This is a genomic window from Thermus tengchongensis (genome assembly GCF_021462405.1).
Classification (GTDB): Bacteria; Deinococcota; Deinococci; order Deinococcales; family Thermaceae; genus Thermus; species Thermus tengchongensis.
The window spans coordinates 214,100-234,297 of the sequence record NZ_JAKEDU010000001.1 but is presented as its reverse complement, the minus strand read 5'-3'; the positions used below and the strand labels follow the sequence as shown (position 1 = coordinate 234,297).

Annotated in this window: 19 protein-coding genes and 1 tRNA gene; 14 read left to right on the top strand and 6 right to left on the bottom strand. The window is 67.1% G+C overall.

Translation table 11 applies throughout. The features are described from left to right. Positions 1-51 precede the first annotated feature (51 nt). The gene (locus tag L1087_RS01200) at positions 52-1,608 is read left to right on the top strand and encodes a 2-isopropylmalate synthase (protein WP_038042847.1); all 1,557 of its coding nucleotides are present in this window, start codon (positions 52-54) and stop codon (positions 1,606-1,608) included. Between the two features lie 115 nt (positions 1,609-1,723). Further along, a complete protein-coding gene (cimA, locus tag L1087_RS01195) occupies positions 1,724-3,304 on the top strand; it encodes a citramalate synthase (RefSeq protein ID WP_234557253.1) in 1,581 nt (526 codons plus the stop codon). On the opposite strand, the gene L1087_RS01190 is transcribed toward cimA, so the two are convergent. From L1087_RS01190 to L1087_RS01180, 3 genes are read right to left on the bottom strand one after another with little or no spacing between them, the layout of a single operon-like run. After that, positions 3,285-3,809 (bottom strand): Uma2 family endonuclease, encoded by a 525-nt coding sequence (locus L1087_RS01190; protein ID WP_234553304.1) that lies wholly within the window; start codon positions 3,807-3,809, stop codon positions 3,285-3,287. The two genes, cimA and L1087_RS01190, sit on opposite strands and share 20 nt — an antisense overlap. A gap of 7 nt (positions 3,810-3,816) precedes the next feature. Next, positions 3,817-4,593, bottom strand: coding sequence for an ABC transporter permease (locus L1087_RS01185; protein ID WP_038042844.1), 777 nt, complete (start codon positions 4,591-4,593; stop codon positions 3,817-3,819). Next, positions 4,590-5,591 carry an ABC transporter ATP-binding protein gene (locus L1087_RS01180; RefSeq protein ID WP_234557252.1) on the bottom strand — a complete coding sequence of 334 codons (1,002 nt, stop codon included), beginning with the start codon at positions 5,589-5,591 and terminating at the stop codon, positions 4,590-4,592. The genes L1087_RS01185 and L1087_RS01180 overlap by 4 nt, the downstream gene beginning before the upstream one ends. Positions 5,592-5,614: 23 nt before the next feature. On the opposite strand from L1087_RS01180, the gene L1087_RS01175 reads away from it, so the two are divergent. From L1087_RS01175 to bshB1, 3 genes are read left to right on the top strand one after another with little or no spacing between them, the layout of a single operon-like run. After that, positions 5,615-6,397, top strand: a complete 783-nt coding sequence (locus L1087_RS01175) for an ABC transporter permease (protein ID WP_234557251.1) — start codon at positions 5,615-5,617, stop codon at positions 6,395-6,397. Positions 6,398-6,407: 10 nt separating this feature from the next. Then, entirely contained in the window at positions 6,408-7,013 is a 606-nt protein-coding gene (gene plsY / locus L1087_RS01170) for a glycerol-3-phosphate 1-O-acyltransferase PlsY (protein ID WP_234557250.1), read from the top strand. Beyond that, positions 7,006-7,689 (top strand): bacillithiol biosynthesis deacetylase BshB1, encoded by a 684-nt coding sequence (gene bshB1 / locus L1087_RS01165; protein WP_234557249.1) that lies wholly within the window; start codon positions 7,006-7,008, stop codon positions 7,687-7,689. The genes plsY and bshB1 overlap by 8 nt, the downstream gene beginning before the upstream one ends. Here the strand turns inward: bshB1 and L1087_RS01160 are convergent. Both L1087_RS01160 and L1087_RS01155 read right to left on the bottom strand, forming a co-directional pair. Next, positions 7,686-8,303 (bottom strand): uracil-DNA glycosylase, encoded by a 618-nt coding sequence (locus L1087_RS01160; RefSeq protein ID WP_234557248.1) that lies wholly within the window; start codon positions 8,301-8,303, stop codon positions 7,686-7,688. The genes bshB1 and L1087_RS01160 overlap by 4 nt on opposite strands. Continuing rightward, entirely contained in the window at positions 8,300-8,668 is a 369-nt protein-coding gene (locus L1087_RS01155) for a hypothetical protein (RefSeq protein WP_234557247.1), read from the bottom strand. The genes L1087_RS01160 and L1087_RS01155 overlap by 4 nt, the downstream gene beginning before the upstream one ends. 175 nt (positions 8,669-8,843) lie before the next feature. Between L1087_RS01155 and L1087_RS01150 the strand changes: the two genes are divergently transcribed. From L1087_RS01150 to murJ, 9 genes are all read left to right on the top strand, one after another. Continuing rightward, positions 8,844-9,983, top strand: coding sequence for a hypothetical protein (locus tag L1087_RS01150; RefSeq protein WP_234557245.1), 1,140 nt, complete (start codon positions 8,844-8,846; stop codon positions 9,981-9,983). 4 nt (positions 9,984-9,987) lie between these two features. Next, the gene (locus tag L1087_RS01145) at positions 9,988-10,587 is read left to right on the top strand and encodes a hypothetical protein (protein ID WP_234557244.1); all 600 of its coding nucleotides are present in this window, start codon (positions 9,988-9,990) and stop codon (positions 10,585-10,587) included. A 7-nt stretch (positions 10,588-10,594) separates the two neighbouring features. Next, positions 10,595-11,833 (top strand): histidinol dehydrogenase, encoded by a 1,239-nt coding sequence (hisD, locus tag L1087_RS01140; RefSeq protein ID WP_234557243.1) that lies wholly within the window; start codon positions 10,595-10,597, stop codon positions 11,831-11,833. Beyond that, positions 11,830-12,627: a helical backbone metal receptor gene (locus tag L1087_RS01135; RefSeq protein WP_234557242.1), complete on the top strand. Its 798-nt coding sequence runs from the start codon at positions 11,830-11,832 to the stop codon at positions 12,625-12,627. Before hisD ends, L1087_RS01135 begins: the two co-directional genes overlap by 4 nt. A gap of 35 nt (positions 12,628-12,662) precedes the next feature. Next, entirely contained in the window at positions 12,663-13,979 is a 1,317-nt protein-coding gene (locus L1087_RS01130; RefSeq protein ID WP_234557241.1) for a S8 family peptidase, read from the top strand. Between the two features lie 35 nt (positions 13,980-14,014). Then, a complete protein-coding gene (locus L1087_RS01125) occupies positions 14,015-15,166 on the top strand; it encodes an LCP family protein (protein ID WP_234557240.1) in 1,152 nt (383 codons plus the stop codon). Positions 15,167-15,183: 17 nt separating this feature from the next. After that, positions 15,184-15,271 (top strand) — tRNA-Leu (locus tag L1087_RS01120). A gap of 41 nt (positions 15,272-15,312) precedes the next feature. After that, positions 15,313-16,401, top strand: a complete 1,089-nt coding sequence (locus tag L1087_RS01115) for a PDDEXK family nuclease (RefSeq protein WP_234557239.1) — start codon at positions 15,313-15,315, stop codon at positions 16,399-16,401. After that, complete coding sequence (gene murJ, locus L1087_RS01110; protein WP_234557238.1) at positions 16,391-17,878, top strand: murein biosynthesis integral membrane protein MurJ; 1,488 nt, start codon at positions 16,391-16,393, stop codon at positions 17,876-17,878. Before L1087_RS01115 ends, murJ begins: the two co-directional genes overlap by 11 nt. Here murJ and L1087_RS01105 read toward each other — a convergent pair. Next, entirely contained in the window at positions 17,829-20,195 is a 2,367-nt protein-coding gene (locus L1087_RS01105; protein ID WP_234557237.1) for a tetratricopeptide repeat protein, read from the bottom strand. The genes murJ and L1087_RS01105 overlap by 50 nt on opposite strands. Positions 20,196-20,198 lie beyond the last annotated feature (3 nt).

Below are 20,198 nucleotides of genomic sequence, written 5' to 3'. Positions count from 1 at the left end.
GCAAAAAGGCCCCCCAGGTGGGGGGCCTGGTGCGTTTTTGGGGAGGGAGAAATGGAAAGGCACATCCGAATCTTTGACACCACGCTGAGGGATGGGGAACAGAGCCCAGGGGTGGCCCTTTCCCTGGACCAGAAGCTGGAGATCGCCCACGCCCTGGCCCGGCTCAACGTGGACATCATTGAGGCGGGCTTCCCCGTATCCGGGCCCTTGGAGTTTGAAGCGGTACGCCGCATCGCCGCCGAGGTAAAGGGGCCCATCATCGCCGCCTTGGCCCGCACCCACACCCTGGACATCGACCAGGCGGCCAAGGCCCTGGAGAAGGCGGAAAAACCCCGCATCCACGTCTTCACCTCGGCTTCCAAGATCCACCTCGAGTACATGCTGAAGAAGACCGAGGAGGAGGTCTTGGAGATGGCGGACCGGATGGTCCGCTACGCCAGGCAGTACGTGGACGACGTGGAGTTTTCCGCCCAGGACGTGATGCGGGCGGACTGGGACTTCGTGAAGCGCCTCTACGAGGTGGCCATCGAGGCCGGGGCCACCACCATCAACATTCCCGATACCACGGGGTACGGTACGCCCAATGAGTACGGGGCCCTCATCCGCCGCATCCGCGACGAGGTGGTGCGGGGCCGGAACGTGATCATCTCCACCCACACCCACGACGACCTGGGCCTGGCCACCGCCAACGCCCTGGCGGGGATCGAGAACGGCGCGGGCCAGGTGGAGTGCACCATCAACGGCATCGGCGAGCGGGCGGGCAACACCTCCTTGGAAGAGGTGGTCATGGCCCTTTACGTGCGCCGGGACTGGTACAAGGCCAAGACCCAGATCAACACCCGAGAGATCTACCGGGTTTCCCGGCTGGTGGAGCGCTACACCGGCATGCCCGTGCCCCCCAACAAGGCCATCGTGGGGGACAATGCCTTCGCCCACGAGTCCGGCATCCACCAAGACGGCGTCTTGAAGCACCGCTCCACCTACGAGATCATGGACGCCGAGCTCATCGGGCGGCGGCCCGCCGTGATCGTGCTGGGCAAGCACTCCGGGCGGGCGGCCTTCAAGAAGGCCCTCGAGGACCTGGGCTACAAGGACCTCACCGAGGATCAGCTCAAGGTCCTCTTCTCCCGCTTCAAGGAGATTGCCGAGAAAAAAGGCCCCCTCTCCGCCGAGGAGCTCCAGGCCCTGGTGGAGAGCGAGCGGGAGCCCGCCTCCCAGTTCTTCGCCCTGGAGCACGTGCAGTTCTTCTCCGGCTCCGGCCTTCTGCCCACGGCCACGGTGAAGGTGAAGACCCCCGATGGGGTGCGGGTGGCCACCCACACCGGGGATGGCCCCGTGGACGCCGTGTACAAGGCCTTGGAGGAGGCCATCGGCCTCAGGCCCGAGCTGGAGCTCTACCGGGTGGAGGCCATCACCGGCTCCACCGAGGCCTTGGGCCAGGTGACGGTGCGCCTGCGGCTGGGGGAGCTCCAGGCGGTGGGGGTGGGGGTTTCCCCCGACATCATCGAGGCCAGCGCCCTGGCCTTCTTGGACGCCGCGGGCAAGCTGGCCTCAGGCCGCGCCACCCGTCACCCCCCCTCCATCGAGGAGGTCCAGCGAGGGGTTTGAGGCCACCCCACCCTGACGCCGTCGGGGTGGGGCCTTCCACCGAGGGGAGGAAGGAGGCGTTGGACGAAAGGATGAGGCCCCTGGTTGGGCGAGGGGCCTTAGGGGGGAGGAAGCGATGGTGGAAATTCTCGACACCACCCTGAGGGACGGAACCCAAGGGGAAGGCATCAGCCTTTCCGTGGACGACAAGGTGGCCATTGCCCGGCGGCTTGCCGCCTTCGGCATCCACCTCATCGAGGGGGGTTGGCCGGGGTCCAACCCCAAGGACGCCGAGTTCTTCCAGCGCATGAAGGGGGTGGACCTGGGGGAGGCCCGGCTTTGCGCCTTCGGCGCCACGCGGCGGAAGGGCCTCCTTCCCGAGGAGGATCCCTCGGTCCTGGCCCTTTTGGAGGCGGAAACCCCGGTGGTGGTCCTCTTCGGCAAGAGCTGGACCCTACACGTGCTGGAGGCCTTGGAAACCTCCTTGGAGGAGAACCTCCGCATGATCCAGGACACGGTGTCCTTCTTTGCCCAGCGGGGCAAGCGGGTCATTTACGACGCCGAGCACTTCTTCGACGGGTACAAGGAGGACCCTGGGTACGCTTTGGAAACCCTCGAGGCCGCCCGGGAGGGGGGAGCCGACACCCTGGTCCTCTGCGACACCAACGGGGGCACCTTGCCCGAGGAGGTCTATGCCATCACCAAAGCGGTGGTGGAGCGCTTTCCTGGGGTGCGCATCGGCATCCACCCCCACAACGACGCCGAGCTGGCGGTGGCCAACGCCCTGGCGGCGGTGCGGGCCGGGGCCACCCACGCCCAGGGCACCATCAACGGGTACGGGGAGCGGTGCGGCAACCTGAACCTCACCAGCTTCCTCCCCGCCTTGGTCTTCAAGTACGGCATCCCCGCCCTCCCCCCGGAGCGGCTCAAGGGCCTGAAGGAGCTTTCCCACTTCGTGGACGAGCGGGCCAACCAGACCCCCAACCGCCGCGCCCCCTACGTGGGGGAGTCGGCCTTTGCCCACAAGGCGGGGGTGCACGTTTCCGCCGTCCTCAAGAACCCCCGCACCTACGAGCACATCCCTCCTGATTGGGTAGGGAATAGCCGCCGGTTTCTGGTTTCCGATGTGGCGGGGCGCTCCAACCTCCTGGCCAAGCTGCAGGAGCTGGGGGTGGACCTCTCCAAGGAGGAGGCCAAGCGCCTCCTGGACGAGGTGAAGGCCTTGGAGTACGAGGGCTACGCCTTTGAGGGGGCCGAGGCCAGCTTCTACCTCCTGGCCCACCGCCTCAAAGGGGGAAGCCTGCCTTTTGCCGTGGAGGGGTTTTCCGTTTTCGTGCACGGCTCGGGCCTCGCCACCGCCTGGGCCGAGGCCACGGTGCGGGTGAGGGTGGGGGAAAGCTTGCAGCACACGGCGGCGGAAAGCCCCTTCGGCCCGGTTTCCGCCCTGGATAAGGCCTTCCGCAAGGCGGTCTTGCAGTTTTACCCGGAGCTTGCCGACGTGGAGCTTGCCGACTATAAGGTGCGCATCCTTGCGGGCCAGGAGGCGGGCACCAACTCCGGGGTGCGGGTGATGGTGGAGATGAAGCGGGGAGAAGAGCGCTTCGCCACCGTGGGGGCCAGCGAGAACATCCTCGAGGCCTCCCTAAAGGCCCTCACCGACGGCTACGCCTACGCCCTCCTCTACCCGGTGCGGGAGGCTACGCCCAGGGCAGGCTGACCTCGGGGAAGGCCAAGGGGCTTACGGTCTCGGAGGGGGAGAGGAGGCGGATGGCCCGGTAGCGCCCCTCCTTGGGCTCCCGGTAGACCTCCAGGAGGTTCTCCTTGAGGTTCACCAGCCAGACCTCGGGGATGCCGGCCTCGGCGTAGAGGGGAAGCTTCACCTCCCGGTCAAACGCCAAGGAGGTGTCGGCGACCTCCACAAGGAGGAGAACATCCTCAGGGCGGGGGAGCCGGCCCTCGTAGCGTTCCAGGGGAGGTTGAAGCACCAGGAGATCGGGTTCGGACTCGGAATCCTCCGAAAGGTAAAGGGGGGACTGCACCGCCACCAAGGCCTTTCCTTGGAGGGCCTCCTTCAACCTATGGTCGAGGCGCATCACCGCAAGAAAGTGCTTGGGTCCAATGGGGCTCATCTGGTAGACCTCTCCCTTTAGGAGCTCCACCCGGGGTACATCCCGGAAGGCCCGCTCAAACTCCTCCACGCGGAAGCGGTAGCGGGTGGCCATAGGCTCATTATGCCCCCATCCCCGAGTAGCGCCTTAGGCCCAAGCGCCAGAGAAGCCGCCAGAGGAGGAGGAAGACCAGGCCCCAGAAGAGCATCACCCAGACGCCGGGAAAGAGGCCCACCTCCTGCCCCGCCAGGAGCCCTGCGGGCAGGTAGACCAGGTAGGGAAAGGGGGTGAGGAGGGCCAGGGCCCTCAGGGGCTCGGGGAAGACCTCGAGGGGGGCGATGGTCCCCGAGAGGAAGAGGTAGAGGAGAAAGAAGACCTCCTCCACCGCCGAGGCCCGCTCGCTCCAGAAGGTGAGCATGGCGGTGGTGTACTGCATCAGGTAGCGGAGGAGGAAGGCCAAAAGGGTGAAAAGAAGCCCCAGGAGGAAGGGCTTAGGTTCGGGCAGGAAGCGGGCCTCGGGGAAGAGCCAGAAGAAGAGCAGGGTGAGGAGCACGACAAAGGGAAGCCGGGCCAGGCGCTCGGCCACGTGGGCGGCCAGATGGTCAAAAAAGGGGTCTAGGGGCCTTAACAGCCGGAAGGAAAGCCGCCCTTCCACCACGTCCCGCTCGAACTCCCACACCACCCAGACCACCGTGGCCTGGCGCACCAGGAAAACCATGAGGAAGTACCGGGCGAACTCCCCGGGGCTTAAGGGGAAATCCCCGCTCCGGGCGGCTTCCGTCCAGACCCCGAGGAGGATGAGGGGCAAGGCCCCCGCCAAGGCCCAAAGGAAGAGCTCCGCCCGGTACTCCAGCATGTAGGCCAGGTACACGGAAAGGAGGGTTCTTGCCTTCCTCATGCCTCCTCCGCCGGGACTGGGCTCTGGAAGACCCGGGCGATGACCTCCTCCAGGGGGGGCTCCCGGACCTCGAGGTCCTCCACGGGAAGCTTCCTGAGGATCTCCGCCACCCTCTCCGTGAGCCTTTCCCGGGGCACCAGGAGCTTGGCCTCCCGCCCTTCTAGCTCCCGCACTTCCCCGAAGGGGGCCAGGGCCTCCCGGGGGAGGGGTGCCTTCAGGGTGAGCCCCACCTCCCGGTAAGGGGCGAAGCGGTCCAGAAGCCCCTCCAAGGCCCCGTCGTAGAGGAGCCTTCCTTGGTGGATGACCAGGACCCGCTCGGCCAGGGCGGCGATGTCCGCCATGTAGTGGCTGGTGAGGAGGACCGTGGCCCCATAGCGGCGGTTGTACTCCCGCACAAACTCCCGCACCGCCACCTGGGCGTTCACGTCCAGGCCCAGGGTGGGCTCGTCCAGGAAGAGGACCTCGGGGCGGTGGAGGAGGGCGGCCAGGAGCTCGGCCTTCATCCTCTCCCCCAGGGAGAGCTTGCGCACGGGCTGGTGGAGCTTTTCCGTAAGGGCCAGCATCTCAGCGAGCTCCAGAACCCGCCTTCGGAACTCGGCCTCGGGGATCTCGTAGATGGCGGCGTTGAGGCGGAAGGTGTCCATGGCGGGCAGGTCCCAGATGAGCTGCTGCTTGTTGCCCATCACCAAGGTGATCTTTTTCAAAAAGGCCTTCTCCCGCCGCCAGGGCACATGCCCCCCCACCAGGGCCTGGCCCCTTGTGGGGTGGACCAGGCCGGTGAGCATCTTCAAGGTGGTGGTCTTGCCGGCCCCGTTAGGGCCCAGGAAGCCCACCACCTCGCCTTTTGCGATCTGGAAGCTCACCCCCTCCACCGCCTGCACCGTGCGGTACTCGCGGAGGAAGAAGTGGCGCAGGGTGGCGAGCAGGGTTTCCTCCTTCAAGGCCACCCGGTAGTGCTTGGTTAGGTCTTGGGCGAGGATGACGGGCGGCTCACGCACCCCTTCAGTCTACCCGTGGTGTAATGGTCCTTGTGCGCTACCTGCGGGTCTTCCTGCTCTTTCTGCGCCTCAGCCTGGCCGCGGAGATGGAGTACCGCCTGAACTTCCTCCTGGGCCTTCTCTCCTCAGCCCTCACCCTGTTGGGGGCCCTCTTCGGCCTTCTCCTCCTCTACCAGGGGGGGTACCGGCCCGGGGGGTGGGCCTTTGAGGAGGCCCTTTTGGTCCTGGCAGCCTTCACCCTTTTGCAGGGCCTTGGGAGCACCCTTTTGGCCCCCAACCTCAACAAGATCGTGGAGCACGTGCAGCAGGGCACCCTGGACTTCGTGCTCCTGAAGCCCCTGGACCCCCAGTTCTGGCTTTCCCTAAGGGCCTTTTCCCCTTGGGGTCTTGGGGATGTCCTCCTGGGGTTGGGCCTTCTCCTCTATGCGGGGGTGCGCCTTGGGCTAGGGCCTTGGGACTACGGGGCCTTCGCCGGGTACTGGCTGCTGGGGGCCTTGATGCTCTATAGCCTCTGGTTCCTCCTGGCCACCACCAGCATCTGGTTCGTGAAGATCTACAACGTCACCGAGGTCCTGAGGGGGCTTTTGGAGGCGGGACGCTTCCCCGTGGGGGCGTATCCCGCCCTTTATCGGGTCTTCTTCACCTTCGTGGTGCCCGTGGCCTTTCTCACCACCGTGCCCGCGGAGGTGGCCTTGGGCCGGGGAGAAGGGACCTTTCTGGCCCTGGTTTTGGCGGCGCTGCTTTTCCTCTTGGCGCGGGGCTTCTTCCGCCTGGCCCTCAGGAGCTACACCTCCGCCAGCAGTTAAAATCCCCCCTATGGCGTCCGCGGTGTTGGTCCTTGGGGTGGCGTACCTCTTTGGCTCGATCCCCGCTGGGGTTCTGGTGGCCAGGACCTACGGGGTGGACATCCGCAAGGTGGGCTCGGGCAACATCGGGGCCACCAACGTGCTCCGGGCCTTGGGGCCGGGTCCGGCCTTGGTGGTGGCCTTCTTTGACGTGTTCAAGGGGGGCATCGCCGTCCTCATCGCCCGGGCCGTGGGGATCGAGGGGGCGCTTTTAGGCGGGGTGGCCCTGGCCGCGGTCCTAGGGCACAACTACTCGGTCTTCCTGGGCTTTCGGGGGGGGAAGGGGGTGGCCACCAGCTTCGGCACCCTCTTGGTGCTGGACCCGGTCCTGGCCCTATGGACTTTCCCCATCGGGGTTTCCGTGATGCTCCTCACCCGGTATGTCTCCGCGGGGAGCATGACCGGCGGGGTGGCGGCCACGGTGCTGGCCCTGGCCCTGGGCCGGCCCTCGTGGGAGGTGTTCACCGTGGCCCTGATGGCCGCCCTCATCTTCTTTACCCACCGGGAGAACCTGAGGCGGCTTCAGGCAGGCACGGAGAGGCGGCTGGGGGAGAAGGCGGAGGTGCGGGATGCTTGACCTTTTGGTCATCGCCCCCCATCCCGACGATGGGGAGCTAGGGTGTGGGGGCACCCTGGCCCGGGCGAAGGCGGAGGGGCTTTCCACGGGGATTTTGGACCTCACCCGGGGCGAGATGGGCACCAAGGGCACGCCGGAGGAGCGGGAAAAGGAGGTGGCCGAGGCCAGCCGCATCCTGGGGCTGGACTATAGGGGCAACCTGGGCCTGCCGGACGGGGGTCTTGCCGATGTGGCGGAGCAGAGGCTTCGCCTGGCGGAGGCCCTGAGGCGGCTTCGCCCCCGGATCGTGCTGGCTCCCCTCGAGGCCGACCGCCACCCCGACCACACCGCCGCAAGCCGCCTGGCGGTGGCCGCGGTGCACCTGGCAGGCCTCAGGAAGGCCCCTTTGGAGGCTGAGCCCCACCGGGTGGAGCGGCTTTTCTTCTACCCCGGAAACCATCCCTTTACCCCGAGCTTCCTGGTGAAGATCTCCGCTTTCATCGACCAGTGGGAGGCCGCTGTATTGGCCTACCGTAGCCAGTTCGCCGGAGAGGGGGTGAGCGAAACCGTGGGGCCCAAGGGGGTGGAGGCCAGGAAGGCCCTTAGGCGCTACTTTGGCAACTACCTGGGGGTGGACTACGCCGAGCCCTTCGTGAGCCCCTTGCCCGTCCTCTATACTCCCTGGAGCCGGGCTTAAAAGAGGGGTTCCTGGCTTACCGCCTTCACCTGGCGGCGTTCCTTGGGGGGAAGGGCCTCCAGGGCCCGCTTCACCTCCTGGATATCCAGCCAGGTGAGGTGCTTGGGGCTTCCCGGGGTACGGCTGGGGTTTCTCAGGAGGTAGGCGGGGTGGAACATGGGAAAGACCCGGATCCCGTGCCATTCAAACCACTGCCCCCGCACCTTGGTGATGGAAACCTTTTCCCCCAGGAAGAACTCCGCCGCCACCGCCCCCAAGGGGACGATGATCTGAGGAGCAATGAGCTCAATCTGCTTCAGGAGCCATTTGTCGGTGCAGATCTTGGCCTCGTCGGGCAGGGGGGCGCGGTTTCCCGGGGGGCGGCACTTGACGATGTTGGTGATGTAGACGGATTCCCGGGGGATGCCTGCGGCCTCGAGGATCCGGTTTAAAAGCTGCCCCGCTTTCCCCACGAAAGGGCGCCCCGTCCGGTCCTCTTCCTCGCCCGGCCCTTCCCCCACGATCATCAGCTGGGCGTCGGGGTTTCCTTCCCCGAAAACCACCTGGGTGCGGCCTTCCGCCAGGCGGCAGGCGGTGCAGGCCTTGGCCTGGGCCTGTAGCAATTCCAGGGTCATTGCAGGGGTTTCCGGGCCTTCCGGGCCTCCCGCCTTGTCTTGGGGTCCAGGCCGATCATGAGGAAGAAGTTCTCCAGGGCGTTTTCCTGGCCCTTGATCTCGGGGTACTGGTCCTCCGGGGTGCCGGTGACAAAGGGCAGGGATTTGTAGAGCTCCAGGGCGTACTGCACCACGGCATCCGGCCCCTCGGCCTCCGCCACCTGGGCCAGCTTGGCGTAGACCTCGCGCCGGGCCTCCGCATGGCGGCGGAAGACCTCCGGGTTTGGCGTCTCCGGCGCCCGGAGAACGTCCTGCTTGGCGATGCGGCGGTAATGCTTCAAGCCCCGAACGATCTCCTCCGTGGTCAGCGTGATCTTGAACTCCATCCCCGCTCCTTTCCGGCCTAAGGGCCCTACCTTTGGGAGATTATATAGCCGGAAGGAAGGGCAAAGCCAGGTAAAGGGAGACCCTTGGCGAGGCCCAGGGCCGGGCGGGTTATCGGGGGATTTCCGATGCCTCCTTTGAGGGCCAGCGTAGGTTAAAGTGGCTATACTTGTGGGGATGGAGGTTTTGGGTACCTATTGGCTGCGGCGCATTCTTGCCCGTATTGCCTCCGTGGTTGTTTACGAAGCCCAGGATACCCGCACCGGGATGCCGGTGATGGTGCTTAAGGGGGCCCAAGGGGTACCGGTGGCGGCGGAGGGGGTGCTTCCCCTTTTGGAAGAGACCCCGGAGGCTTGGGTGTTGGAGTGGCCCATCGGGGCGGTGCCCTTAAGCCAGTACCTGGGGGTGGCGGACCTGGAGCGCCTGGAGCATTGGGTAGGGGAGATGGCCCGTATTCTGGCGTCCTTGAAGGCAAAGGGGGTGTCCCATGCCCCCATCCCGGAGCTTTGCCTGGTGAAGGGCAAGCGGGTGTGGTTGGCCGGAGTGGGGCTTAAGGAGCTTTCCGGGGAGCCGGAGAAGGCCCTTGCCGTTTTGGCTCGAGCCTTGGCCGGGGAGCGCTATCCCGAGTTTCCCTTAAGGGAAACCTTGGAAAGGATTGAGGCCAAGGAGGACCCCCTGGAGGTTCTTTTCTCGGGGCCTGCCCGTGCCCATGGTGTACAGGAGGCCAAGGATCTGACCCCGGAGACCCCTGGCCAGGAAGCTCAGCCCCTACGGGATGCTTCCTCCAAGCCCAAGGAGGAGCCCAAGCTCCCTTCCTCCTCGCGGAAGGTGCTGAGCGTGGACCCTGTTTCCGAACCCCTGGAGGGCCAGGAGGTTTCTCCCACCCAGGAAACCACGCCCCCCGAGGGCAAGACCCCAAGCCGGCCCCGGGTCATCCGCATCGAGGAGCCCGAGGAGCCTTCCTTTACCGTGGTGGAACCCCCGCGGCCCAGGAGGCGAACCTTGCTTTTAGGGCTTCTGGGCGCCGTGGTGCTTTTGGGTCTGGCCCTTTTGCTCCTTCGCCCTTCCTCCACTTCCGGAGGGGGATACGTGATGGAGTTCCGCACCGATCCTCCCACGGAGCGGGCGGAGGTGTTCCTCCTCGAGGCGCCGGAGGGTTCCAGGATGGCGCCCGGCCAGCTGCTCCTCACCGCTCCAGGCCGGGCGGAGTTCGACCAGAAGGGGGTATACCGCCTGCGCATCAGGGTGGCAGGCCGCGATCCCGTGGACTACCTCCTGGAGGTACCGGGTCCACCCCTGGTCATCAGGGTACGCTAAGGCCATGACCGAGCGCCCCGCCGTTTACGTGTACCGTTACTTCTTCGCCGGGGAGGAGGCGGGGGAGGGGAGGCTGGAGGTACGCCCCCTGCCGGAAGGGGGTGTGAAGGCCACCCTTACCGCCGAGGTGAACCTGCCCCTGCCCAAGACCCGCCAGCGCTGGCAGACGGAAACGGACGCCGAGGGCTTCTCCTTATACTTCGCCGAGCGGGTGGAGGGGCGGGAGAGCCGGGTGTTCACCGTGGAGCGGCTGGAGGAGGAAGGGCTAGTGTTGGTGACCCAGGGCAAGGAAAGCCTGGCCCTGCCCTTCTTGGTGCCCTACCACGATCCTCTTTCCCTCCTCCTGGCCCTGCCCCGCCTAGCCCTGGAGCCGGGAGGGGTGGCTCGCTTCCCCATGCCCGGGGGGCGGGTGTATGTGGAAAGGCTTGCGGACCTCGAGGTGAATGGGCGCAGGCGCTGGCATTACCGCTTGCGCCCGGGGCTTACCCTGGTGGAGCTGGAGGAAGGCCTTCCCGCAAGGATGGCCCAGCAGGTGCAGGACCATGTGTTTGAGGCGGTGCTCGAGGGGGTGGAGGAAGTGAAAAGGCGCCGCCGCTGGGTATAGTGGAGGCATGATCTACCGCGCGGAGGAGGTGAGGGAGCGCTTCGCCCGCCGGGGCCTTTCCTTTGACCCCACGGTGGAGGAAATCGTGCGGGGCATCCTGCAGGCGGTGCGGGAGGAAGGGGATGCGGCCCTGGACCGCTTCAGCCTGGACCTGGACGGCCACCCCGTGGAGGAGATTCCCAAGAAGGCCTGGCGCCAGGCCTACGAGGATCTGGACGAGGAACTCAGGGATGCCCTGGAGACCGCCAAGGAGCGCATAGAGGCCTTCTATCGGGAAGAGGCCAGGGGGGGATTTTTGAAGGCGGATGCCAGCGGCCTTCTCGGCCAGCTGGTCCGCCCCCTTTCCCGGGTGGGGGTGTACGTCCCCGGGGGGAGCGCCCCCCTTCTTTCCAGCCTCCTCATGAGCGTGGTGCCCGCCAAGGTGGCCGGGGTGGCGGAGGTGATCGTGGCCAGTCCCCCCAGGGTCCACCCCGGGGTGTTGGCCGCCGCCTGGGTGGCGGGGGCCGACCGCCTCTTTGCCATGGGCGGGGCCCAGGCCATCGCCGCCTTGGCCTACGGCACGGCCCGCATCCCCCGGGTGGACAAGATCGTGGGTCCCGGCAACGCCTACGTGGTGGCGGCCAAGCGCCAGGTTTTCGGAGTCGTGGGCGTAGATGGGCTGGCCGGCCCCACGGAGACCCTGATTGTGGCCGATGGCTCCGCCTCCCCTAAGCTCCTGGCTGCAGACCTCCTGGCCCAGGCGGAGCACGGCCCCGACTCCGAGCCCTGGCTCCTCTCCCCAGAGCGGGCCCTTTTGGAGCGGGTGGAGGCCGAGCTCGCCAAGCAGCTTTCCGATCTTCCCCGGGCGGAGATCGCCCGGCGGGCCCTGGAGAAGGGAGGGTTGGTCCTCACCCGGGACCTCGAGGAGGCCCTGGAGCTGGCCAACCTCTACGCCCCCGAGCACCTCTGCCTCGCCCTGGCGGACCCCCTGCCCTGGCTGGGGAGGGTGCAGAACGCTGGGGGGGTCTTCCTGGGGGAGGGGAGCCCCGAGGCCCTGGGGGACTACATCGCCGGGCCCAGCCACGTGATGCCCACCTCGGGCACCGCCCGCTTCCAGGGGGGGCTTTCGGTGCGGGACTTCCTCAAGGTCATTCCGGTGATGGGCCTGAGCGAGGGCGCGGTGAAGGTCCTGGCCCAAAAGGGGGCCCTCCTGGCCCGGGCGGAGGGCCTCGAGGGCCACGCCCGCTCCTTGGACCTAAGGCAATGAAAATCTTTCACGAGCTTCTCGGCCCCCTAGACCTCCCCGACCGCTTCGGGCGCATCGTGAGTCTGGCCCCCAACCTTACGGACGCCCTTTTCGCCCTGGGGGTGGGGGATAGGTTGGTGGGCCGGAGCGCCTTCTGCCACCGCCCGGCGGAGGTGCTTTCCCTGCCGGTCCTGGCCTCCTACACCAAGACCCGCACCGACTTCCTCCGGAGCCTGAAGCCCGATTTGGTCCTCCTCTCCACCGGGGTGCAGCGGGAGCAGGCCCTCAGGCTCAAGGAGGAGGGCTTTCCCGTCTACGCCGTACCCTTGCCCACGAGCCCCTACGGTATCCTGGAAAACCTCTCCACCCTGGGCCACCTTCTGGACCTGGAGGAGCGGGCCGCGGAGCTGGCCCATGGGCTTTCCCAGCGCTACGCCCGCCTCAAGGGGCGGTTTGACCTGAAGGTCTACTTTGAAATGGACCTGGGCGGACCCATCACCGTGGGCCGGGGGAGCTACATCGCCCAGGCCCTTTTGCACCTGGGCCTTAAGCCCATCTTCCTGGACGTGCCCCAGGCCTACTTCCCGCCGGACCTGGAGGAGGTCAAGCGCCGCAGGCCCGACCTCTTCCTCTACGAGCCCAAGCCCTGGGGGAGAAACCCCTTGGCGAAGGCGAGGGCCCTGGCGGAGGAGCGGGGATGGGACTTTCCCGTGGCCGCCACCGATGGGGACGAGCTGGCCCACTACGGGCCCATGTTCTTCGCCTTCCTGGAGAAGCTGGCGGGGCGCATAGAGGAAACCTTAGCCCAGGCTTAAGGCTTCCCTTACGGCACCGGCGTATAGTGGAACCCATGAGGTCCTTTCTGTTTGTGGTGCTTCTTTTGGGCACGGCCTTCCTGCTAACCGCCTGCCCCCAGACGCCCCCGCCGCCTCCCGTAAACCCCGCCGAGTGCCCTGTGGGACCCTTGCAGGCGCAGGCTACGGAGGAGCCTCTTCGCCTCCAAGGCTTGGGCCGCTTTGCCGGGGAATACGTGCCCGGGGAGCTCCTGGTGCTTCCCAAGCCGGGGCTTTCCGTCCAGGCCCTGCGAGCCGAGGGCGTGGAACCCCAAGAGGCCCTTTCCCAAGGCCTCTTGCGGGTGAAGGTGCCCAAAGGGCAGGAGGAGGCCAAGGCCCGGGCCCTCCTCCGGGCGGGGGCGCGGTACGTGCAGCCCAACTACCTCTACCGCCCCCTGCGGACGCCCAACGATCCCCTCTATACAACCCAGAAGGTATACCTTAACAACCTGCTCCGACTGGAAGCGGCCTGGAACCTGAGCACGGGCCAGGAGAGTCCTCCCCTCATTGCGGTGCTGGACACAGGCATCCTGGACCATGAGGACTTTCAGGCCAGCAAGTACCTCCCCGCAGGCGTCAACCTGGATGTGGCCGATGGGGACGCCGACCCCACCGACCGGAGCGCCGACCGGGGCCACGGCCTCGCCGTGGCCAGCGTCCTGGGGGCGGACACGGATAACGCCCTGGGGATGGCCGGGGTGACCTGGGGAGGGTACATCGTGCCTATCAAGGTGTACTTTGATAAGGGCAATGCTACCACTTTGACCCTCCTCCAGGGGGTGCGGCTCGCCCGCAACTTGGGGGTGCGCATTGCTAACATTTCCTTGGGCACCAACGGATACGACGGGCTTCTGGACCAGGAGCTGGCCCAGGCCCGGGCCGGGGGGATGGTGATCGTGGCGGCGGCGGGGAATTATCGGAGCCCATACCCAGGGTACTCTTCAGGAGGCCCGGTCATGTTCCCTGCCAGCAGCCCTAGTGCCTTGGCCGTGGGGGCGGTGGACCAGAACCGAAGGCGGGCCTCCTTCTCCGCCTGCGGCTCGGAGCTGGACCTGGTGGCCCCCGGGGTGGGGGTTCTGGTGGCCGTCCCTTCAGGAGGATACGCCCGGTTTGAGGGCACCTCCTTCGCCAGCCCCATCGTGGCGGGGGTGGCAGCCCTGTACATGAGCAAGTATGCTAGCTTATACAAAAGCTGGCCCACGCCGGATCAGGTGTATACCTGCTTGACCCAGACCGCCGAGGACCTGGGCCCTGCGGGGAAGGACGATGAGTACGGCTTCGGCCTGGTGCGCGCCGACCGGGTGCTGACCGACACCACCTACTGCTTCCCCTAATCCCCCTCACCCGAGGGGGTGTAGACTGAGCCTTCGTGCGTCGGTTGCTCCTCCTTCTCTTCGCAGTCCTTTTGCTGGCCTTGGGGATTTGGGCCTACCCCCTTTTGGGCCCTACGGTGCGCCATGGGGCGTTGCCCGCTCCTGAAGGGCTCAAAAACCCCTTGACCCTCTTGGTCTATGGCTCCAGCCCCGAGTACTCCGGCTACCACCGGCGGGCCCCGGAGCGGTTTCGGGGCCTGGCGGACACCATCCTCCTGGTGCGCCTGGACCCGGGGGCGGGCCGGGTGGTGGTCCTCTCCATCCCTAGGGATGTCTGGGTGAACCTCCCCGGCTACGGCTGGCACAAGGTGAACGCGGCTAGCCCCTTGGGCGGCCCGGACCTCATGAAGGAGGCGGTGGACCAGATCACCGGGGTGCAGGCGGACCGCTACGTGGTGGTGAGCACCGAGGCCCTCCGCCGGGGGGTGGACGCTTTGGGGGGGGTTAGGGTCTGCGTGGAGAAGCCCATGCGCTACCGGGACACCGCCGCGGGCTTGGACATCGATTTAAAGCCGGGGTGCCAGGTGCTGAACGGCGAGCAGGCGGAGGGCTACCTACGCTTTCGCAAGGACGCCTTGGGGGACATCGGGCGGGTGCAACGGCAACAGGCCTTTTTCCACGCCCTCAAGGAGCAACTTCTTTCCCCTTCCGGGCTTTTGCGCCTGCCGCGGGCCGTGGCGGCGGTGGAGCCCTACGTGCAGACCGACCTCACCCGCCAGGAAACGGGGGCCATCCTGGGTTTTGCCATGAAGCGGCCCGCCCTGGTGAGCCTCCTTCTGCCAGGACGCTTTGGCGGCGGGGGTTGGCGCGTGGACGAGGGGGCTCTGCGGGAACTGGTGGGCCTCTACTTCAACGGGGAGGGCACCGCGGAGGAAGTGTCGCTTTCTGGGAAACGGGTAGCCCTGGTCTTCGGCCCCGGGCAGGAGGGCCAGGCCGAGCGGGTCAGGGAGAGGCTTCAGGCCCTGGGCCTGCGGGTGGTCCTGCACCCGGTGGAACTTTCCCCCACCCGTACCGAGGTGCTGGAGAACGGGCCGGGGGTACTGGCCCGAACGTTGGGGGAGAGGCTGGGGGTGCCCTACCGCATCTCCGGGGAGGCGGTTTTGGGGGCGGATCTCACCCTAAGGCTTGGCGAGGACTTCCCGCTTTAGTAGCATGAAAGGCGCCCGCCGGGGTGGCGGAACGGTAGACGCTGCGGACTTAAAATCCGCTGGGGGGTTACCCCCGTACGGGTTCGAGTCCCGTCCCCGGCACCAAGCGGCCCCGGAACCACCGGGGCCTTTTTCTTGGCCCTGATATGCTGGAACCCGTGGGCGTACTCACCCGCTACCTGGAAAGGACCATGGCCCAGGCCCGCTATGATTTGGCGGGCCCGGGGCGTTTCGTGGGGGAGCTTCCCGAGCTGGGCCTAAGGGTGGAGGCCGAGCACCTGGAGGCGGCAAGGCAGGCCCTGAGGGAGGCCCTCGAGGCCTGGCTCCTGGACGCCTTGCGCTCGGGCCTTACCCCCCCGGGGCTGGAGGGGGGGGAGGACCCGGTGCGGTCCCGCTTCTTCGCCCTGGCCGGGGAGATGTGGCGGCTTGTGCGGGAAACCCCTGCGGAGGCGCCGAAGGCCCAGCCGCCCCAGCCTGAGCCCGCCAAGGCCCATGAGGCCCCTAAGGCCAAAAAGGTGGCCTCCGTGGAAGAGTGGCTCAAGGGTCTGGGCATCCAGGTGGTGAAGAAGCCCCAGGAGGAGGAGGAGAAGGAAAAAGTCCTCACCCGCTTGGCCCTCTTCCTGGGGGACCGCTACCCCAGCCTGGAGAAGCTCTACGAGCGCCTGAAGCAGAGCCTTTCCACCAAGCGCCAGTTTGAGCTTTCGCTTTCCGAGGCCTCCCAGGAGGAGATCGCCAACTCCACCCAGTTCTGCACCATGCTCAAGCAGTACGCCCTCCTTACCTCCTACCACTACAAGAGCGAGGAGCGTCGCATCCGCGCCAAGGCCAGCACCGAGGGCTGGGTGCAGAACTTCCTCACCGGGGGCTGGTTGGAGCGGTACGTGGCCGAGAGGGTGCGCAAGTTCCTGCGCTCCAAGAACCTGCCCCACGAGGTGGCGGTGGGCTACCAGGTAGCGCTCCCCAATGGGGACGCCATGGAGCTGGACGTGCTGGTGCGGGTGGGAGAAAGGGTCTACTGGTTTGAGACCAAGACGGGGGACTTCCAGGCCCACATCGCCAAGTACGCAGGGCTCAAGAAGGTGCTTGGGCTTTCCGCTCGGGAAAGCTTCCTGGTCCTTCTGGGCATGGACAAGACCCGGGCCAAGGAGCTCTCCGCCCTCCACGGGCTCACGGTGGTAAACCAGGCCAACTTCCTCGAGGTCTTCCAGGAGGTTCTGGAGGGGAATGCTCCGTAAGGTTCTCCTGGTCATGGGGGGTACCCTGGCCTCGAGGGTTCTGGGCCTCGTGCGCCAAGCGGTCTTCAACGCCCTCTTCCCCGACGCCCTCAAGGACGCCTTCAACGTGGCCTACCGGGTGCCTAACCTCCTGCGGGAGCTCTTGGCGGAAGGTGCGGTCCAGAACGCCCTCATCCCGCTTTTGAAGGGTCTTTCCGAGGAAGAGGCCCGGGTTTTCGCCCGCCGCTTCGCCGCCTTCCTCCTGGGGGTGAACCTCCTCGTCCTGGGCCTGGCCTACCTCCTCGCCCCCTTCGTGGCGGCCCTTTTGGTGGCCCCGGGAAGCCACCTCCGGGAGGAGGCCGCCTTCGCCCAGGTGGTCTACCTTACCCGGCTTCTTCTGCCCTTTCTCCTAGGGATCTCCATGGCCGCCCTCTTCTCCGCCCTTTTGCAGGCGGAGGAGCGCTTTCTGCCCTACGCCCTTGGCCCCATCGTCTTCAATCTGGTGGCCATCGGCCTCATGGCCCTCTACCCTGGGGATCCCACCGCCTTGGGGCTTTCCGTGGCCCTGGGGGGGCTTTTCCAGGCCCTGGTGCAGCTGCCCTTCCTCCAGGGCTTTCGCCTGGAGTGGCGCTGGCATTCGGCCTTCCTCACGGCCTTGGGCCGCATGGGCCCCTTTGCCTTCACCACCTCCTTGCGCCAGTTTCTGAACCTGGTCCTGACCAACATCCTCACCCGCTACCCCCCGGCCGCGGTCACGGGCTTCTACAACGCCGAGGTGGTCTTCCAGATGGTCCTGGGCCTCTTCGCCACCTCCCCTGCTATTGCCCTCTTCCCCCGGATGAGCGCCCTAAGGGGCGGGGAGCTGGCCCGGTTCCTCGAGGGGCCCCTGCGGCGGCTTTCCCTGCTTCTGGCCCTTCTGGGAGGGCTCCTCACGGGCCTGGCCCCTTATGTGGTGGTCCTTCTCTTCGGCCTCTTTGGACCCTTAAGCCCGGAAAACCGCCGCTTCAGCGCCCAGGTGCTTGCCGCCATGGGCCTGGCCGTGTTCCCCTGGGGAGTGAACACCCTCCTCCTCCGGGGCCTCTACGCCCTGGGGCGGATACGGGAGGCGGTGGCCGCCAGCGCCTTGGTCTTCCTCACCAACACCCTGGGGTACTGGCTCCTGCGGGAGGCGGGCCTTTTCCTCCTGAACCTGGCCACGGCCTTGGCGGGGTATTTGGGGCTTTTCCTTTACCTCCGGCTTCTCGCCAGGGAGGGGGTGCGGCTGGGGTTTCTCCCCGGCTTCCTGGCGCGGGCTTTTTTGGCCGGGTTGCTGGCCGCCGTGCCCGGTCTGGTGCTAGCGCAGTTCTGGGTAGCCTCTGACCCCTGGTCCGCCCTATGGCCCTTGGGCGTGGGAGGGGTCTTGGGCCTCTTGCTCTTCGCCGCCTCAGGCTGGGCCTTGGGCCTCCCCCTTAGGGTGCTCCTCGCCAGAGGTTCCGCAGGCGGAAGTAAAGGGGCTTGAGCCTGAGGGCGAACGGAGGCTCATCCCAGGTGGGCCAGGAGAAGCGGACGGGCGGGGCCCCTTCCAGGAGGAGGCCAATGCCCTCTATAGGCGTGGGTTCGGGGGCGTACCAGGCCAGGCGCCGGCTGGGGTCGGCGATGAGGAGCATCCCCCAGGGGATCCGGAGCTCCAAAAGCCCGCCTTCCCCCAGGGCGTAGTCCGCGGTGGGGTCCCGGGCCCCTTCGGGGTCTACCCCTCGCCGAAGCGCCCCCAGTTCATAGACCACCCGCGGGTAGTCGGTGCCGTCCCGCCCCGTGCGGCGGCGGTTGGGCTCCAGGAGGAAGGGAACGAAGGGGCCCTCTTTCGGCCTGGTGGGCCCGCGCAAGGAAAGGTACTCCGTCCCCGGCAGGCCGTGGTCCAGCTCTTGGAAGGGGTAGTAGCCGGCCTCGATGAGGAGCCTGCCCCCTTCCGGGCCGATCTCCAGGTAGAACTCCGCCCCAAAGCCCTCGGCCACCGGCACCCCCCCGGGGACGGTGTCCAGGTAGAGCCTTAAGGGCAGGGGCCCCCGGTAGAGGAGCCAGAGGTACTCGGGGTCGGCGTGGGCCTTGAGGAAGCGGCCCTCCTCCCGCAGGAGGAAGGGCACCCTTTCCCACTCCTCGGCCTTCCCGTCCAAGCGGAAGCCCCCTTGGGCGGTGGCCGCCAGGAGGCCGTAGTTCTCCTCGGGATCCAGGAGGTTGTGCCAGAAGGGGTCGCGCTCCGCGGGCACTTCGAAGGGGGCGAAAAGCCAGTTCTTCTTGAACCACTCGTCCATCAGGGCAAAGACGATGCCTCCCGCCAGGTCCAGGCTGGCGATGTCCCGCCAGAGGGCGAGGACACCCTCCGCCTGGGCCTCCTCGGGGTGCCCGCCATGGTGGAGGCCCTCGGGGTGGAAGTGGGCGATGCCCCGGCTGGTGGGTAGGCCGAACTCGGCGATGAGGAGGGGCATCTCCCCGTGGTGGGCCTTGAGCCGGGCCAGATAGTTGCGGTAGCGGCGGGGAGCCAGGTCCGGCTCGTTCACCAGGAAGTCAGGGTAGTAGGGGTAGACGTGGTAGGCGGCAAAAAGGCCTAGAGGACTACCCGGCACAGGCCTTAGATGGGTGGGGTCTAGGGTAACGGTGTCCTCCTCGTGGAGGGGCCCAGTCCGGGGCGGCTCTACCCTCTCCCCGCGGGCGCGGCGCAGAAGATACTCCTCCTGAAAGCTGGCCTCGCTTTTCCAGAAGAGGGGGTCCAGGGTGGGCCAGTTGACGAAGCCCATGGGCCTCAAGGTGCCGTAGGCTTCCCATTCGTAGGCGGCCAGGCGGTCCAGGACCTCCGCCAGGTAGGCGGCGAAGGGACTGGCCCCAGGGGCGGCCTCGAGGAACCTCCCCCGGTAGGTGCGCCCGGGGTGGCGCCCGTCGTAGGCCTCCACCGAGTAGGGCTCAAACTCCCGCCCCACCAGGAGGCCCAGGACCCAGGGGGAGACGTCCGCGGTGTAGTCCCCGTGGGCATGCCCCGGGCGGGGGGGACGGCGCAGGTTGCCGTGGAGGGCGTCCAGAACCTCCCGCCCTTCCAGGAGGAACTTTTCCAGAAAGGGGCCTTCCCAGTCCGCATACCCCTCGTCCTCGGGAAGCTCCGTCCAAACCCCTTGGAAGAGGTAGAGGGGGCGGTCCTTGTGCAGAAGGTTGTGGTGGAGGAGGGCCCGGTAGAAGGCGGGGGGCAAAAGGGTGTAGGTGCGCACGGCGTTGGCCCCCATGGCGGAAAGGAGCTCCAACCAAGCCCGGTAAAGGGCTTCCTCCTCGGGGAACTCGGCGGGGAAGCGCCCCGGCAGGGCCACCCCCAGGTTGACCCCGCGCACCGGAAAGGGCTTTCCCCCCACCCAGAAGCGCCCTTCCCGGGCGGCGACGGGGGGCGGGTCCTTGCGGGCCTTGGGGGTGGGGGGTGGGGGAGGGGGAAGGGTTTGGAGGATGGCCTCCGCGTCCCGGTACCCCTGCCGCAGGGCCCAGTCCAGGGCGCTCCTGGCCCCCTCCAGGTCCCCCAGGGCCCTTAGGGTGAGGCCGAAGCCGTAAAGGGCCTCGGGGCCCCCCTTCAGGGTCCCCACCAGGCGGCTGAAGAGGAAAAGGGCTTCGGAGAACCTCCCCAGGCGGTACTGGGCGAAGCCCGCTAGGAGGAGGGCCTCCTCGGGGGGGTCGTAGCCCTGGAGGAGGGGGTTAAGCGCATTCAGGACAGCTTCCATCCGCCCGGCCTGGTAGTGGGCGCGGGCCTCCTCCAGGGGGGCGGCCAGGGCCAGCCCCAGGGCCAGGAGCATCCCCAAAAGGCGCACGGC